The 17,678-nt window shown below is 49.9% G+C and carries 13 protein-coding genes; 7 read left to right on the top strand and 6 right to left on the bottom strand.

The window, feature by feature from the left end; genetic code table 11:
* The first annotated feature begins 8 nt into the window (after positions 1-8).
* Positions 9-1,712 (top strand): GMC family oxidoreductase, encoded by a 1,704-nt coding sequence (locus ACGHM3_RS12165; protein WP_345428374.1) that lies wholly within the window; start codon positions 9-11, stop codon positions 1,710-1,712.
* 3 nt (positions 1,713-1,715) lie between these two features.
* Positions 1,716-2,573 carry a ThuA domain-containing protein gene (locus tag ACGHM3_RS12160; protein WP_345428372.1) on the top strand — a complete coding sequence of 286 codons (858 nt, stop codon included), beginning with the start codon at positions 1,716-1,718 and terminating at the stop codon, positions 2,571-2,573.
* Here ACGHM3_RS12160 and ACGHM3_RS12155 read toward each other — a convergent pair.
* The 6 genes from ACGHM3_RS12155 to ACGHM3_RS12130 all read right to left on the bottom strand — a co-directional run bounded on the left by ACGHM3_RS12155 (position 2,565) and on the right by ACGHM3_RS12130 (position 11,024).
* The gene (locus ACGHM3_RS12155) at positions 2,565-3,896 is read right to left on the bottom strand and encodes an MATE family efflux transporter (RefSeq protein WP_345428370.1); all 1,332 of its coding nucleotides are present in this window, start codon (positions 3,894-3,896) and stop codon (positions 2,565-2,567) included. The two genes, ACGHM3_RS12160 and ACGHM3_RS12155, sit on opposite strands and share 9 nt — an antisense overlap.
* Positions 3,897-3,907: 11 nt before the next feature.
* Positions 3,908-5,239 carry a DUF1552 domain-containing protein gene (locus tag ACGHM3_RS12150; RefSeq protein WP_345428369.1) on the bottom strand — a complete coding sequence of 444 codons (1,332 nt, stop codon included), beginning with the start codon at positions 5,237-5,239 and terminating at the stop codon, positions 3,908-3,910.
* Entirely contained in the window at positions 5,236-6,897 is a 1,662-nt protein-coding gene (locus ACGHM3_RS12145; RefSeq protein ID WP_345428367.1) for a DUF1588 domain-containing protein, read from the bottom strand. Before ACGHM3_RS12145 ends, ACGHM3_RS12150 begins: the two co-directional genes overlap by 4 nt.
* A complete protein-coding gene (locus tag ACGHM3_RS12140; protein WP_345428365.1) occupies positions 6,898-8,088 on the bottom strand; it encodes a hypothetical protein in 1,191 nt (396 codons plus the stop codon).
* Between the two features lie 13 nt (positions 8,089-8,101).
* The gene (locus tag ACGHM3_RS12135; protein WP_345428362.1) at positions 8,102-9,430 is read right to left on the bottom strand and encodes a cytochrome c; all 1,329 of its coding nucleotides are present in this window, start codon (positions 9,428-9,430) and stop codon (positions 8,102-8,104) included.
* 301 nt (positions 9,431-9,731) lie between these two features.
* Positions 9,732-11,024, bottom strand: coding sequence for a sugar MFS transporter (locus ACGHM3_RS12130; protein WP_390518155.1), 1,293 nt, complete (start codon positions 11,022-11,024; stop codon positions 9,732-9,734).
* A gap of 169 nt (positions 11,025-11,193) precedes the next feature.
* On the opposite strand from ACGHM3_RS12130, the gene ACGHM3_RS12125 reads away from it, so the two are divergent.
* The 5 genes from ACGHM3_RS12125 (at position 11,194) to ACGHM3_RS12105 (ending at position 17,658) form a co-directional block, all read left to right on the top strand.
* Entirely contained in the window at positions 11,194-12,237 is a 1,044-nt protein-coding gene (locus tag ACGHM3_RS12125) for a LacI family DNA-binding transcriptional regulator (RefSeq protein WP_345428360.1), read from the top strand.
* A 3-nt stretch (positions 12,238-12,240) separates the two neighbouring features.
* On the top strand, positions 12,241-13,218 hold the full coding sequence (gene glk, locus ACGHM3_RS12120) for a glucokinase (RefSeq protein ID WP_345428358.1): 978 nt from the start codon (positions 12,241-12,243) through the stop codon (positions 13,216-13,218).
* Between the two features lie 361 nt (positions 13,219-13,579).
* Positions 13,580-15,085 (top strand): xylulokinase, encoded by a 1,506-nt coding sequence (xylB, locus tag ACGHM3_RS12115; protein WP_345428356.1) that lies wholly within the window; start codon positions 13,580-13,582, stop codon positions 15,083-15,085.
* Positions 15,086-15,099: 14 nt separating this feature from the next.
* Complete coding sequence (gene xylA, locus ACGHM3_RS12110; protein ID WP_345428353.1) at positions 15,100-16,434, top strand: xylose isomerase; 1,335 nt, start codon at positions 15,100-15,102, stop codon at positions 16,432-16,434.
* Positions 16,435-16,500: 66 nt separating this feature from the next.
* Positions 16,501-17,658, top strand: a complete 1,158-nt coding sequence (locus ACGHM3_RS12105; protein ID WP_345428351.1) for a Gfo/Idh/MocA family oxidoreductase — start codon at positions 16,501-16,503, stop codon at positions 17,656-17,658.
* Positions 17,659-17,678 lie beyond the last annotated feature (20 nt).

Raw genomic sequence — 17,678 nt, 5'->3', positions numbered from 1 at the left:
TATAAAAGATGAAAACGAAACCGAATAATAATTTTGATGCGATTGTAATTGGCTCTGGCATTTCTGGCGGTTGGGCTGCCAAAGAACTCGCGGAGAAAGGCTTAAGCGTACTGGTGCTTGAGCGCGGCAAAGAAATGCGCCATGGCCTAGATTATACCGGAGAGCACGTACCTACTTGGGATTTACCCTTCAACGGCAAACCCGACCGCGAACTGGAAAGCCGAGATTACGCCATTCAGAGCCAAAGCTACGCGTTCATGGCCAGTAACATCCAATTCTGGAACAACGATCGTCTAAACCCTTACCAAAACAACCCAGAGAAACCCTTTACATGGACCCGCGGCGACCATGTGGGTGGGCGCTCGCTGATGTGGGGGAGACAATCCTATCGTTTTAGCGAGCAAGATTTTAATGCCAACGCAAAAGACGGGCATGGCAAACCATGGCCGGTGACTTATCAAGAGATAGCGCCATGGTACAGCCACGTTGAAAAGTTTATTGGCGTCAACGGCAAAAAAGAAGGTTTGCCGCAATTGCCCGATGGCGATTTCCAAAAACCAATGCCTTGGTACCATTTAGAAAAAGAAATACAAAAAAAACTGAAAGCAGCTAGGCCGGATATTACGCTCACCAACGCGCGCACGGCGATATTAACGGAAAACCTGCCGGGACGCTCGGCCTGCCATTATTGTGGCCCCTGCGAAAATGGCTGTTCAACGGGCAGTTATTTCAGTTCACAATCCTCCACATTGCCAGCAGCCCTGGCAACCGGCAATGTAACTATTAGAGCCAATGCATTGGTGGAGCGATTAGAATACGACAACAATACCCAAAAAATCAGCCAAGTCTGTGTGGTGGACACAAAAACGAATGAGCGCAGCCAGTATTCGGCCAAGGTCGTATTCCTTTGTGCATCTACCATCGCCAGTACACAGCTTCTATTAAATAGTGCCAATGAGCACTTTCCAACGGGCCTCGCCAACAGCTCCGGGGTGCTGGGGCACTACCTGATGGATCATTTCTCGGGCATTGGCGCCGCGGGGCTATTCACCAACTATAGCAACTATTATTACCATGGCAATCGGCCCACTGGGCTTTACGTACCAAGGTTTAGGAATCTATCCAACGACGAAGATTTGGGTTTCGTAAGAGGCTATGGTTTCCAAACCAATACTTCACGGTCGAGTTGGATAGGCAGCTTCAATGCTCCTGGTATAGGCGCTGAATATAAAAACAATTTAACCCAGCCAAAGCACTGGACATTCTATGTCGGTGGATTCGGTGAGTGCCTGCCACAAAAGCGCAACAAGCTGTATTTAACAAACAAGAAAGATCGCTTTGGCGTGCCACAGGTCGCCTTTGATTTTGAGTGGAGCGATAACGAAAAAGCCATGGCCAAAGATATAAAACAACAAGCAAAAGATATTGTTACCAAAGCCGGCGCCAGTTTTTCGGTTGAGTTTGGGGATGATGAGAATCTTTCCACGCCCGGCGCTGCCATCCACGAAATGGGTACAGCGAGAATGGGACACAACCCAAATCAATCGGTTTTAAATAAATACAATCAAGCTCACGACATCAACAACCTATTTATTACCGATGGCTCGTTTATGGCGTCTTCTGCCTGCGTAAACCCCTCACTTACCTATATGGCCTTTACCGCAAGGGCCTGCGACTACGCAGTTAAACAACTAAAATCTGGAAATATCTAAACCATGAAAAAATGGATTATTCGAATAATCGTACTGCTATTAATCTTGGTTACCGCAGCCGCACTCTACGCCGTTTATCAGATGCGTAGCCGCGGCTTTTGGCGATCGCCCTCCTTCGATACTGAACCGCCAACCTTGCCCGCTTTGAAATCCCCAGCGGTATTGGTCTTTTCTAAAACCCAACAATTTATTCATAAAGAAGCAATACCCGCTGCAGAAGCACTGATTCAAAATTTAGGCGAGAAGAACGGCTGGTCAGTTTATATTACCGAAAACGGCGCCATTCATAACGACGCTGATCTCGCCCAGTTTGACGTTCTATTTTGGAACAACGTTACAGGCGACGTTTTAAACCAAGAGCAACAGGCAGCGTTTAAACGTTACCTTGAAAACGGCGGTGGCTGGGTAGGCGTGCATGGCTCTGGCGATACCTCCGGCACTTGGCAGTGGTTTAACGAGAAAATTATCGGCGCTAATTTTATTGGCCACCCCATGAATCCCCAATACCAAGCCGCCACGGTTCATACGGAGAACCCTTCCGAGTTAATTACGCAACACCTAGGCGGACAATGGCAGCACAACGATGAATGGTATTCCTACGACAAAAGCCCACGCTTAACCGGGGCCACCGTACTGGCTACCATCGATGAAACTACCTACAGCCCAATGTTTTTTAAAGAGAATATCTCCATGGGCGAGGATCACCCCGTGATTTGGAAGCGCTGCATAAACCAAGGGCGGGCCCTTTATTCATCACTTGGCCACACCGCAGAAGCCTACGCCACGCCCGCTTACAAAACCATTTTAGAGCAATCGCTACACTGGGCAATGACCAGTGACGAATGCTCGAATTCACACTAATCGCTTCTGCCAATTAAAGCTACGATAACACCCGATACTGATCACGGCCGCCAAGGCGGCCCCAATAACCGATGCCCACCAAAGCCCTAGCTCACCATAGAATTGCTGACGAGATAACACATAGGTTAGCGGGATCTGTATCAGCCAGGAAGACACCACAGAAATCGCAAGCGCAGTAAACGTTGCACCAGCGCCTCTTAACGCGCCGCACAGCGCCAACTGTACCGCAATAAATGGAAAGGCCAAGATCCCGATTTGGAGCACCGTGACAGACTTAGCCAACAACTCGGCATCGGTGGGCACAAATACACCTAAAAACGGTTTGGCGGCGATAAAAACCACCGACGAAACAACCACCATACTCATTAAACTTATCAGCAAGGCGTGAATAGTGATGGATTGGCAACGCTTTACGTCCCGTGCACCCAGGCTCTGCCCCACCAATATCGATACCGCCATAGATAAGGCAAAACAGGGCATGGTGATCATAACAAACAACCTAAACACTAACCCGTATGCCGCCAAAGTCACCGCGCCAAATGGGGCGACGATAAGTGTTGTTGCGGTAATGGTAAAAGCCTGTAGGCCTTGCTCGATCGCAGAGGGTGTGCCCAGCTTGAATAACTGCTTTGCGGTTTGCCATTGAGGTAGATAATCCGAAAGCTGTGTAACAATGGCGTACCGCTCGTTAAACATCAGTTTAAAGCCAAGCAGCGTGGCGACAACTTGGGTAAGCAAGGTGGCAAGGGCTGCGCCCTGCACACCCATTCCAGGCAGGCCGACATACCCAAAAATCAGCAGAGGGTCCAATAGTGCATTTAGAAAAACGCTACCAATGGCAATTAACATAGGCGCTTTTGCATCCCCTACCCCCCTAAGAACGGCTTGGTAGAGTGAGCAATACATAATAAACGGCGCGCCTAGGAAGCTAAGCAATAAATAATCCGCTGCGGATTTACGAATCGTCTCCGGCACTGCGTACAGACGGGTGATGGAATCCGTAGCCAGCAAGCCAACCACCACAATGACTATGGCACATGCCCCCAGCCATACTATGGACTGCGCTACGGTGGCGTTGATGCCTGCTTTGTCTTTTGCGCCGTGCCTTTGGGCCACTAAAATGGAACTGGCCAGCGTTAAGCCAGAGGCCACGGCCATTAATAACATAGCGATGGGTAGATTAACGGTGATAACCGCAACCGCATCACTTCCTAATCGCCCTACCCAGAATGTGTTTACCAAATGGTAACTGGTTTGCACAAAGCCGCCGATAAATATCGGCACGGCCAGTGCCAAAAGCTGTTTTGTTGTCGTTCTTGCCATACTTCTCTTGCTTAGGCCATCAGTTCGGTTAGTGGCCGGTTTGTATCCATGGATAAACTTCCCCAGCGGTCAATAGGAACGCCTAGGCCCTGTTGTAACGTTAAGCCTACTCGGCTTGCGGCATCGCCTTTACCAGCAATGTGCAAGCCGGTTTTAAATTTTCCGCCGCCACTGCCGGCCAACATCATCGGTATTCCCTCTACCGCGTGGGATTTAGCAATGGAGCAGTCGGAATGGGCAAACACCAAACAGTTGTCCAATAGTGTGCCGTCGCCTTCCTTAATACTGCTTAAGCTGTCTAAAAAATCTTTCCAAGCCAGCATACTTTGCTCAGCAAACCACGCTACCTGGGGTTGGTACCCCAAGGCTGGGTCAACGGGTTCTTCGTGGGTAAGTGTGTGGTGCGTGGCGGTGGTGCCGGGCTTACGCAAATTCGACGCCGTATCTGATAACAACACATTGAAAATGCGGGTTTGATTAGACTGCAGTGCAACCGCTAATAAATCTGCCATAACTTTATGAGTTTTGATTACCTCAGACATGGTTGCATCGACCGTGTAGGGCTCTGGCTGCTGCGGCTTGACGAAGTTTTCAACCGGCGCCGGCGGCTGTAATTGCAACGTCAATTTTTGTTCTAGCTCCCGAATCGCCGTAAAGTATTCGTCTAAACGATGCCTGTCTTCGGCACCAACAGTTTTTACTAAGTCTGCGCGCTGATCCTTAATGGCAGACAGCACACTTTGCTGCGCCATAAAGGTAGGATTAGGCACAAAGTTGGTATTGTTTGGATCCTGAAATCCCTCGCCAAAAACTCTTTGATAAAACGCCAACGGGGATGTTTCGCTAGGATTGGGCGCACCCGCAGCGCGGAATGAATAAGACCGATTAATACCGCTGGTACTAAGCTCTATGGAGCCAAAGCGGGTGTCATTACCAATTATGCGGGCTATTTCTACATCCAAAGTGGGCTTTTTTACGTTTTCATCAGGTACTGGTACCCCCGTGCGAAGCCCCAAACACCCCGTTATATGGGGTTTATTGGGCACGCCATCCAATTTAACGTCAAACCCAGACAGTATCGATAGCTTGTCCTTATAACTTGCCACCGGCGCCAAGTGGCCATGTAAGTCAAAATCGCTACCCGTTTGGGTGGGTATCCAATGCTCTGGAATAAAACCACAACCCCACACCCAGGTACCAAAGCGCGTGGGTAGCCGTTGCTTGGTATCCGCAAAGGCCTTGCCACTGTCATCTAAAAAGCAATTGAGCGTGGGCAGGCCAACACCAACAACTGCCCCGTGAAATAAACCTTTTAATAATGTTCTTCTGGTTCTGGACTTCATGGTTTTGCCTCCGCTATTTTGGGGTGCGTATCTGACAATTGTGAATGGTTACCGTCGATGGCGTAAAAGCTGTCGCTTAAAGCTATGGTTCTCATAAGTGGCTTAAGGCGATAATCAACATCAACAAACACTTGGTTTAAGTAATCTAGAAATGCCCGCTCATGCCAGGTAACATCTCTACCAACGGAATACCGGTATAACCGTTCCGCTAAGCAGCGCGGAATTTCTCGGTGGTTACTCAACGCTTGGGCGAATTGCGGGACAGTTTCGAAGGCTTGGCCATCTAAATTTCCGGCCACATCAATGGGCGTATTATTTTCCAGCACACGGAATTTACCGACGCCATCAAATTGCTCTAGTGCCAAGCCTGGCGGGTCCATGATTTTGTGGCAACCAGCACAACTTGGCTCGTTATTGTGGGCGATTAATCGATCCTTAGCGGTGGGCATGGCGTGGTTGTTGGTTTCTTCAGCCAGGGTAAAATCCACATCCGCCGGTGGATCAGGTACCTCTTGGCATAAAAACACTTCGCGAATCGCCTTGCCGCGTAGGGTTGGTGACGAACTTCCCGGGTGGGAATGCAGCGCTAAAAAGGACGCATGGCTTTGTATCCCAGCATAGGCACTGTCACTGGGGAAGCTAACCTCACTCCAACCCTTACGGTTGGGCACTGGCACTCGGTAAATAGGGCCTAATGCACGTGTTAAATGCGTTTGCTTTAAATTAAACAATTGCCGATAGTCGCCCTCATCTACCAGTAAATGTTGCACTATGTCGAGCAGCGTTTGCTGCTGGGCATCTTGCAAAACGTCAGCGTTAAACGCAGGATAGATCCCACTGTCTTTGCTAATATCTCGAAACCTATCAAAGCGCAGCATATCCGTGAAAAAGTCTTCTACCGCGAGTGTCAGAGTATCACTGGCCAGTAACCGTTCCACCTGCTGACGACGGCCCTCAACATGGCTTAACTGGCCATTAGCAGCAGCGGTAAGCAAGGTCTCATCTGGGCTGGTGTTGGTTAGAAAAAACGCCAAACGCTCTGCCCTGCTGTAGGCATCCAACACTTCAACGCCATCGACGATTTCCGTTTGCTCTATTCGTAGCAGAAAATTGGGTGCAGTGAGTAAACCTACTAAACCGTATTTTAAGCCGGTGTGAAAATCTCCAAGCAAACTAAAATTCTGCTTGGCGATTTCCAGATACAGGTTTAACTGCGCCTCAGACAAAGGACGACGAAACAGCCTGAGCCCAGTGGTGGATAAATAGTGCTGGGCGCAGGTTTGGTCAAATTGGTCGGCTGCGGAATCCAGGCATGGCTGATTAGGGTTATCTGGGTTAAAAACGAAATCTGATAAAGCAATCGCCGCCTGGTTATACTGCTCCAAACTGAATGGGGACAACCCAACCTCACTGGTACCCACGGCCAATAACCCCTCGCTGCGTAGGCCAGGCTCAAAACGCATGGCGATGGGGGCGTCTTCGCCAAAAATTGAATGTACGCTAGCTCGATATTGCGATTCGGTGAGGGCGCGTACTAACAACGGGCCGCCAGCAGCCGCTGGCTCGCGTAAACTAGATGCGTCTCGCTCACAACCGAGTAGGCTAATGCAAATAGTTATAGACACAATGAATAATCGCATAAATTTGTTCGCTGTCATTTATTGCGCACCTGTAGAGGTTATGTCCGTGTTTCGGGAATCAGTTTCGATGACAAATGCTGGTACTGCTTCAAACTTCATCTGCGTTGAAATTGATGTAAATTGCTTTTCTATGGGGTCATAATGGCCGTCTGCCAAATGATGCATTGCTTGATATACACCCTGGCAGGTGTACCCCAATACAAAAGAAGCACCATTTGATGTTTGCACCCGGCGCGCTTCGGGCGCCAAACTACCATCGGCTAAAGTCGCATGGCGGTAGCCAAATTGATAATCGTACAGTGCCTCTATGGGCATATACCCAGCTAAATAGCCGCTCAGGGCTCCGTCATCGGAAATGCTCGCTTTTATCTGTGCATCGACAAAAATACGCTCTAGCATCAATGCATTAGTTACATGGTGAAAGCGCATATCAGCGGGCTCTGTGGTCAGCACACCATCTTTGATTTTTCCCTTGGTGACCGTTTGAAAACGGCTATCAGAATCGTAGTTATAGCTGGCGTAGTGTAATGGCTTACGTGCCGGGCTAAGCTGTATGGGGTCGGCATTGGCGAAGATCGACACTTCAACCAAATCATCGTTCTGCCAATCATCCACGCCGGATAAAGACAACAAAATTCCCCAGGAGCCCGCCAACATTTCAATGGCAAAACCGTTCGAGGTTCCAGATGGCTGAAATGATTGAGAGCAGCCCACCAAACGTAAAAATTGATTGTCAATGCCCTGCTCACCGTCCGGCGTACTAAAGTCGTCCGCTGAGGCTCTGCCATCTAGATTTATGCCTTGGGTTAGCTCGCGAGTATTATCCAATACCCTAAAATAAGGATCCTTCTCACCAAGCTCTGGGTGGAGGCAAAGATTTCTTCCGCCATTGGCCATTTTTGCGTAAGCAGCCTGCATTGCCCGCTTTTCGAAATCGTCTTCCGACTCAGTGGGCTTACGGGCGCCCTCTGGCGTCATAGCATAGATTTCGAATTCATTTTTGGATACACCCTGTGGGCAAGAGAGCATTTCATCAAAGTTCTCGGAAAGCGCGTATTTAAAATCTGACACCACAAAACCCGCGCTCGCTTTACCAGCTAAGCTAGTCGGTTCGGCAGCATTTAAAGCGTGAGGCATAGCTACCGCCAGTACATTGGTTATTGCTAGCAGCAATAAAGGCTGGTTTTTCGTTGACATGGATAAATTCATAATTAATTTCTCCTTATCGTTGCGCTTGGACTTGGCTGGCGGTAACGGCCCCCGCGGCATTACCAAAACTATTTCGCAGATAGGTTGCCAGGCTTGCGATATCTTGATTGGAAAGCCGTTTACCAAACATGCTCATATTGCTTCTGTCCACGCTAAAAGGTCTGGCGGGTAAATGCGGGCCATACAAAATGGTGTTGATAAGCGATTCCGGCCCCGGCGCTTGAACGATTGGGTTGTGCTTCAATGGTACGCCCAAGCCTTCGGCGCCGGCAGCATCAGGCAGGTGGCAGGAGCCACAATGTACGGTGTAAACCACCTCACCTTCTGCGAACAAATCCTCTTGGGCGTTTACACTGGCCTGTATCGGCTGTGCTTTGGCTTCAAGTGTTTTGAGGTAGCTGGCCATGGCGTTAGTGTCCCGCTCGGTTAAACGACTCAGTGAATTAATAATCACCTCCGTCATCGGCCCGTGTACCACCGCCTTGTCGGATTTACCGGTATGCAAATACTGTGTTAAATCCTGCTCGGTCCAGGATCCAAGCCCAGCTTCATGAGGCGTAAGATTTACCGCAGACCAAAGCCGTAGATTTTGCAGCCTGGTTGCGTGCACTTGCATACCACCAGTTAAGGCAAGCTCTGGCTGCTCAGCACCCAAAACATTGCGCGGCGTATGGCAAGCTCCGCAATGACCAAGGCCCTCAACCAAATACTCACCACGTGCGACGAGCTCGGTTAGGTCGGCATCTAATTGTGGCTCTGGGTCATGAAACAGGAGTTTCCAAAATGCGAGCGTTGGGCGCAGGCTAAACGGAAAGGTCAGTTCATTTTTTGGTGGTGCGCTATTAGATGGCTCAAGGTTTTTTAGGTAAACAAACAGATAGGCCAGATCCTGCTCGCTAACCAAGGCAAAGTCGGTGTAGGGAAATGCCGGGTATAAATGTTCACCATTGGGCCGGACACCATTTTTCATTGAGGCGTAAAAATCCTCAAAGCTCCATTGGCCAATGCCGTGGGATGAGTCGGGAGTAATATTGGTCGAATACAACACGCCAAAATCGGTATAAAACGGTACACCACCGGAGAACTCCATTCCCCCTTCTACAGTGTGGCAACTTACACAGTTGCCGGCGCGGGCTAGGTAGGCGCCTTTTTCCAAGGCCTCACTTGGGTCGTCTATCCATTGCTCTAGGCTGCGCTGTGGAACTGCACTATTTGCCCACAACCAAGCTGACACACACAGGTAAACTCCACCCATGGTGAGCGCTATCACAGCTACAGCTCGCGCTACCCGTCTACGCACTAATCCCGCGGTTGTGCTGTGGGCATTGTTATCGTTATTCATCTGCCACCAACATATCTCTGATATCCGCAATACAGCGGTAATGAGCGTATTTAAACGGGTGGCTGTTAAATGAACCTTAAAGAGTAATTAAGCTTGGCACGTAATTAGCGCGCACTAATATGGACGGTACAAAGTGCCTTGAGGAGATTCAAACAAGAATTGCTGTAAGCTGCCATAACCGATGGTACGGATACGGAAGATAGAAACTAAGGAAGAATACTGCTGTTAAAAAAAGCGCCGTCCCTGGCACCAACACAACAGATAACTAGTGACTTGTAGCGAACACTACAAGGTTGAAACTCTAAGGGTTAGACGGTTGCTTTACCTTACAACCCACTAAACCGTAATAAATAATAAATACATAACAGATGGCAGGTAGTAAGAAGGACACCTGCAGACCAATGCTATCCGCTAATACACCTTGCATTAAGGGCACGATGGCACCGCCCACGATGGCCGCACATACCACACCAGATCCACGGCCAGTAAACGCGCCTAAATCTTTAATGGCCAAACTGAAAATGGTAGGAAACATAATGGAGTTACATAAGCCTACCGCCAGAATCGCCACCATCGCAACGCTACCACTGCTCACCACCGCCAGCACAATCAAGGCTACTGAACCGGCGGCGTTGAAAGCAAGCACCCGTCCGGCGGAGATTTTCGTCATTACCCAAGCGCCGATAAAACGGCCCACCAAGGCACCACCCCAGTAGTAAGCAACAAGCTCAGCAGCCCTTTTCTCGGACATATTACTCATGCCCAAATCAGTTATAAAATTCACCAAAAAGCTGCCGATGGCAACCTCTGCACCGACGTACAGAAAAATAGAAACAGCGCCAAGCACAAGGTGAGAATGATCCCACAGTGAAAAGCCTTTAGCGTCATCTGTGATATCGCTTTGGTGCCCAATTTTAGGCAAATTTACCACGGCCATAATAAAAGCCAGTACCCATAAGGCTCCGCCTAGGGCTAAATACGGTAATTTCACCGAGTTAGCTTCTTGCGCTTTAAACTCAGCTATCGTTTGTCCATCGTCGCCGGTGAAAGCCACCGCAGTGAGAATTAATGTAGCTCCAACCAATGGCGCTATGGTCGTACCAAGCGCGTTAAATGCTTGGGTCATAGTTAAACGAATAGAGGCTGTTTCCGGCCTACCCAACGCGGTTACATAGGGATTAGCCGATACCTGCAGTATGGTAATACCACTAGCTAAAATAAATAGCGCCGCTAAGAAAAGTGCATAAACTTGCACACCAGCAGCTGGATAAAACAAAAAGCAACCTAAACCTGCTACCAGTAAGCCCAGCACCAAACCGCGTTGATAACCTATTTTCGCAACCACCGAACCTGCTGGCATGGACACTAAAAAATAGGCGCCGAAAAAGCAGAATTGAACCAGCATTGACTGCGTGTAAGTCAAATCAAAAACATTCTTCAAATGCGGGATAAGAATGTCGTTTAACGCCGTGAGAAAACCCCACATAAAAAACAGCGATGTAAGAATGTACAAGGGGAACCGGTATTGACCGGGCGCCTGCCCCGCAGTATTGCCAGCGTTGGTTGATTCTAATGGACCGTGATTCAATGCCACTGCTTTTCTCTCAACTTAACTTATTGTTATAGACCGGGCTTATATTCGCTCGTTGGCGATTAATTGTTGCCGATACTTAGGTTGTTAGGTTTGTAGTGTCATAGGAATTGACAACGCTGTCAACAAGAAATTACCCTATGCACACTCAAACGCTGTAGAATTCGCCACCGTGAATAGAAATAACATCAATAAACCAGCGACGATAACCGATGTGGCGCGCCACGCCGGTGTGTCTATCAAGACTGTGTCTCGGGTTGTTAACAAAGAACCCAATGTAAGCCAGGCAACGTTAGATAAAGTCCAAACCGCTATCGAGTCGCTTAACTACCGGCCCAATATGTCTGCGCGTGGTTTGGCCGCTCAGCGGTCGTTCCTTATTACGATTTTGTACGATACCTACCTAGCGCACTCCTCCTATACCAGCAACGTGCAACTGGGTGTTTTAAAACACTGTAACCAGGCCGGTTATGAAGTATTGATTCACCCCATCGAGTACGACAAGGCCACAGTTTCTAAGCGACTGGAACAGCACTTAAAACGCACCCGACCCGATGGCTTAATCATTACGCCACCCGTGGCAGACGCCCAAAACGTGCATCAGGTACTGAATGAACTGGGCACGCCCTATGTGTGCTTATCTCCCGGCGGCCCCCAAGCTGACAACTTTGTTAGCATAGACGATGAAAAAGCAGCCCAAGACCTGTGCGAATACTTATTAGCGCTTGGGCATAGCCAGTTCGCAGTAATTGTTGGCCACCCGGACCACATTGCCATGTCCGCCCGGGAGAAAGGCATTAAAAAGGCCATGCGCGCTGCGGGCTTACCCTTGGGTAAGCACCTACAAAAAATTCAAGGTAAAAACACCTTCCATTCAGGTGTGGAAGCCACAGAAAAGTTGTTAACGCAAGGTAATCTGCCTACGGCAATTATTGCTTGCAACGACGAAATGGCCGCCGGCGCAATCCATGTATTACACCAACATAATATAGATGTGCCGAGTGATGTTTCGGTGTGTGGTTTCGACGACGCACCCATTGCCGAGCATACCTGGCCGCAACTAACCACGATAAGGCAACCAGTTCACCAAATGGCGTTTCATGCCGCGGAGTTACTGGTAGAAAAGCTAGCTGGCAACGCCAGCCCTAAAAGCCGCATCGAATTCTCAAGCGAATTGATCATCCGCGCCTCATCTTGCGCGCCCAAGGGACTTTAAACAATGCAATCTCCTCGTATTATCGCCGATATTGGCGGCACTAACGCTCGTTTTGCCTACGCTGCCTCTGAAGGCAGCATCGAACAAGAAAAAGTGCTTAAAACCGTGGATTTCGAAACCTTTGAGGCTGCGTTGGCCGATTATCTGGGGCACCTGCCCAGTGATATAAATACGCCTGAAGAAATTTGTTTGGCAGTGGCCGGGCCGATACACGACGGCGTGGTAAAAATGACCAACACCCACTGGGTGATTGATCAACACACGCTGCTGTCAGGAACTTTCCACAACAACCGCTTCAGCAAAGCCGCCGTAATCAACGATTTTGAAGCCATAGCCATTTCACTGCCGCATCTGAATGATGAGCAAAAAGCCTCACTTGGCGGCGGTCAAGAAGATCACAACTGCCCCATGACCGTACTCGGCCCAGGCACTGGCCTAGGAGCCGCCCTTTGCACCCCTTTTAATGGCCACTGGGTGCCTTTCGCCACCGAAGGCGGGCATGTGAGCCTGGGGCCGGTGACTGCTCGCGAGTTCAAGCTGTTCCAATTCTGGCGAGATAAAGGCCTGGACACCGCCCGCGAGTATTATTTAAGTGGCCCAGGTTTAGAGCGGATCTACCAAGCGGTGAGCGTTGAGTTGACAGGCAGTGCCACCACACTCAACGCGGCTGAGATTAGTCAACTGGCAGCCGAGGGTGACAGCACGGCACTGGCTGCCATTGACTGTTTCTGTGCACTGCTTGGCAGCGCTGCTGGCGACCAAGCCCTAGCGACAGGGGCCCGAGGCGGCGTGTTTATCGCCGGCGGCATTTCGCTTAAGTTGATTGATTTTTTGCGTCGTAGCAGTTTTCGCAAGCGGTTTGAGAGTAAGAGCTCCATGCAGCCTTACCTGGCCAAAATCCCAACTTACGTGATTACCGAGCCTAATCCTGGCCTTATCGGCTCCTCATACGCCTGTATTGACACTCAGATGAAAGGCTAAGGCCATCCCCGGCTACGGATAACCGTGGCCGCCACCTACCGGGAATCCAAACATGGCGCCCCCAGAGGCAAACAGCTAATAACCATCATGGCGGCCTACGGTCGCCCTTACAACCGGCCCAACCAGACACATTATTTAGCACGCCAAATCGCAAAGATTTAACGGCAAAAATTGTCCGTGCTATTGACTTTTACATGTAATCGATTACATTAAGCCTGTTGGCAAGGCCTGTTTTTTTAAGCATTAGCCAGGGGCATTTTGCAGTAGTTGTCCACTGTGCTAGCCGAACAAACAAGCCGTATATTTCGAGCACGGCCGCTCTTTTAGCCAAACTAATAACGTATAACAAACTGGTAAGAACATGAGCATCTATCTCGGTATAGACATAGGTACGCAGAGCGTTAAAACCCTTTGCTACGACTCAACCACAAAGCAGGCATGCGCTATTGCCTCTTCCCCACTCGATATCATTAGCAAACCAGACGGCACCCGTGAACAAATCGCCCAATGGTGGATAGACGCACTTGAACTGAGCCTAGGCCAGATACCTGCGGAAATTTTGTCCCAGGTCGCTGCCATCTCGGTATCCGGCCAGCAGCACGGTTTTGTTCCGCTGAATGCACGCGGTGAAGTATTAGCTCCGGTCAAACTGTGGTGTGACACCGCCACCACCGAGGAATGCACCGAAATCACCCATAACATCGGCAGCCCAGAACAATGTATCCAACTGGCTGGTAACCCCATCCTCCCAGGTTATACCGCATCCAAGATCGCTTGGCTGAAAAACCACAAACCGGACGCCTACCAACAATTAAGTTGCATTTTATTACCCCATGACTATCTGAACTTTTACCTCACCGGCGTTCAGTCCATGGAAGCTGGTGATGCCTCTGGAACCGGGTTGTTCGATGTTTACACCCGTCAGTGGCAGCCTGAAATGGTAAAAGCACTGGATAACCAGCGCGATCTTTCTGAATGTTTACCTGCCATAAAAAGCGCCGATTCGGTGCAGGGTTATCTGCAAGAGTCCGTTGCCAAAACACTGCGCTTGCCCGCCGGAATTCCAGTTGCCATTGGGGGCGGCGACAATATGATGGCCGCCATTGGTACCGGTAATGTAGCACCGGGAAGAGTCACCATTAGCCTGGGCACCTCCGGCACACTGTTCTCTTACAGTGATTCCCCCATAACCGACCCTGAAGGTTCGCTAGCCGGCTTTTGCTCGTCAACCGGTGGCTGGTTACCGCTTATTTGCACAATGAACTGCACCTCCGCCACGGAGCTTATGCGCAGCTTTTTAAACGCCAGCCACGACGACATTGAAAATGCCCTAAACAACGTAGAGATTGGCAGCGAGGGCGTAATCACCCTGCCCTTTTTTCAAGGGGAAAGAACCCCTAACCTACCGGATGCTCAGGGCTGCATCCTAGGTTTGAATGCCGGCAACTTTACGCCTCAACATTTATTAAGGTCGACCATAGAATCGGTGACCTTTGGCTTAAAGGCCGGCGTGAATCGATTTGAAGCCTTGGGTTTATCCATTAAAGAAATACGCCTTACCGGCGGCGGTGCTAAAAACGGCGCCTGGCGCCAGTTAGTGGCCGATGTATTCAACCTGCCAGTCAGCGTACAAACCCTAGATGAGGGTGCGGCCCTGGGCGCGGCCCTACAAGCCTTTTGGACAGAGCGCAACGCCGCGGGCCATCCGCTGGAATTAAGCAGCATTATTGATGAGCACCTAAGTATCGATAGCGCCCGTTGCTGCACGCCAAACGCTGAAGCCGCCGAACAGTACAATTATTATTATGACAATTATTGCGACCATGTAAGCGCAGTAACACCGTTGTACACACAGCAGAAAAAATAACTAGGAGCAGTGCTATGAGTCAGCCGTATTTTGTAGGAAACAAAGAATATTTTCCGGAGATTCCGGCCATCCAGTACGAGGGTAAAGAGTCTGATAACCCTTTGGCCTACAAGTTTTACGACAAAAATAAGGTCATTGCCGGTAAAACCATGCAAGAGCACCTGCGGTTTGCGGTTTGCTACTGGCACACCTTCTGTGGCAAAGGTTCCGACCCCTTCGGCCCAGACACACAGAAGTTTGCCTGGGATGAACCCAGCGCGCCTTTGGACAAAGCAAAAGCCAAGCTCGATGCCGCATTCGAACTGTTTACCAAACTAGACGTTCCTTACTGGTGTTTCCACGACCGCGATCTCGCACCGGAAGGTGCCAGCGTTGCCGAGTCCGAAAGCAACTTGCAAACCATTGCAGAACTGGCACACGCTCGGCAAAAAGAAACCGGATTAAAATTATTGTGGGGCACAGCCAACGTATTTAGCCACCCACGCTATATGAATGGCGCAGCCACCAACCCTAACTTTGATGTGGTAACCCAAGCGGCGGCCCAGGTAAAATCTGCCATTGATGCAACCATTTTACTGGGCGGCGAGAACTATGTATTTTGGGGCGGCCGCGAAGGCTATGCCAGCTTGTTAAATACCAACACCGCCCGCGAGCAAGCCCACCTGGCGAAATTTTTACAGGCAGCTCGGGACTACGGCCGCAGCCAGGGTTTTAAAGGCACCTTTTTAATTGAACCAAAACCCATGGAGCCGACTAAGCATCAATACGATTTTGATGCGCAAACCGTCATTGGCTTTTTACGTCACCACGGATTAGATGGCGATTTTAAACTTAATATCGAAGCCAACCACGCCACGCTAGCCGGCCACACTTTTGCGCACGAATTGCAAATGTGCGCCGATGCCAATTTGCTGGGTAGCATCGATGCCAACCGAGGCGACCCGCAAAACGGGTGGGACACCGACCAATTCCCAACCGACCTGTACGATGCTGTTCACGGCATGATGGTAGTGTTGGAAAACGGTGGATTTACCACCGGCGGTTTAAATTTCGATGCAAAAGTACGTCGTGAATCCGTGGATATGGAAGACATTTTCCTTGGCCACATTGGTGGCATGGACACCTTTGCCCGAGGCCTAGAAATCGCCCATCGCATCCAAACCGAATCTGGCCTAGGCGCTCGTAAATTACAACGTTACAGCAGCTTTGACAGCGGCCCAGGCGCCGATTTTGAAGCCGGTAACTTGTCGCTGGAAGCGATGCGTGATTTGGCGGCAGAAAAAGGCGAGCCAACGCCAATCAGTGGCAAACAAGAGTGGTACGAGAATATCGTTAACCAATACCTCTAACTGGCCACCTCTTTTACAAAGTTTAATTTAATGATCGATAGATCAGCCTGCTAACAGGAGATCAACATGGCAAAAATACGAATGGGAATGGTCGGCGGCGGCGAAGGAGCCTTTATCGGCCAAGTCCATCGCTACGCGGCAGCCTTAGACAGCGAAATAGAACTGGTATGCGGAGCCTTCAGCAGCAACCCTGAAAAATCCCAGCGCTCCGGTAAAGCACTGCACTTACCCGCCGACCGGGTATACAGCAGTTACCAAGAAATGATGACTAAAGAATTGGAGTTGCCCGCAGACCAACGCATGCAATTCGTTTCTATCGTTACGCCTAACCACATGCATTTTCCCGTTGCCAAGGCGGCTCTGGAGGCAGGCTTCCATGTATTTTCTGACAAGCCAGCAACGTTTGACTTAAAAGAAGCATTGGAACTGCGCGAACTGGTTAAAAAACACGACAAGTTATTTGGCCTAACGCACACCTACAGCGGCTACCCCATGGTAAAAGAGGCCCGACATCAGGTAGCTACCGGCGAACTCGGTAAAATTACCAAGGTCGTTGTGGAATACCCACAGGGTTGGCTGGCATCTCCAGAAGGTGAAGAAGAGAACAAACAAGCAGCCTGGCGCTTAAACCCAGAGCAAGCGGGCATAAGTTGCTGCATGGGTGATATCGGTGTACACGCTGCTCACCTGGCAGAGTACATCACCGGGTTAAAAATCTCCGAAGTGTGTTCCGATTTAGGTTCTGTGGTAGATGGCCGAGTGTTGGACGACGATGGCACCGTGTTATTACGCTTTGAAAATGGCGCACGCGGCGTATTAATGGCTAGCCAAGTGAGCGTTGGCGAAGAGAACGCGCTAAAAATTCGCGCCTATGGCGATCAAGGTGGGCTTGAGTGGTCTCAGCAAGAACCCAACACTTTGTGGCTGAAATGGAGTGATCGCCCCACTCAAATGTATCGCACCGGCCTACCCTACGTGTGTGAATTAGCCGCCGCCAACACGCGCACGCCCAATGGCCACCCAGAGGGTTACTTGGAAGCCTTCGCCAATTTATACATGGCCTTCGCCGGCCAAATTCGCGCCCTCGAAAACGGTGTTGAGCCAGATGCACGCTCAGCAGATTGCCCCGGCATCGAAGAAGCGGTACGAGGCATGGCCTTTATCGAACTCACCGTGCACGCCAGCAACAGTGAACAAAAGTGGCACAAGTTTCCTAACCATTAAAAATACAACAGGAGCACAAA

Origin of the sequence: Halioxenophilus aromaticivorans, from assembly GCF_042850945.1 — a bacterium.
Classification (GTDB): Bacteria; Pseudomonadota; Gammaproteobacteria; order Pseudomonadales; family Cellvibrionaceae; genus Halioxenophilus; species Halioxenophilus aromaticivorans.
This window is presented reverse-complemented; position numbering and strand designations above follow the sequence as displayed.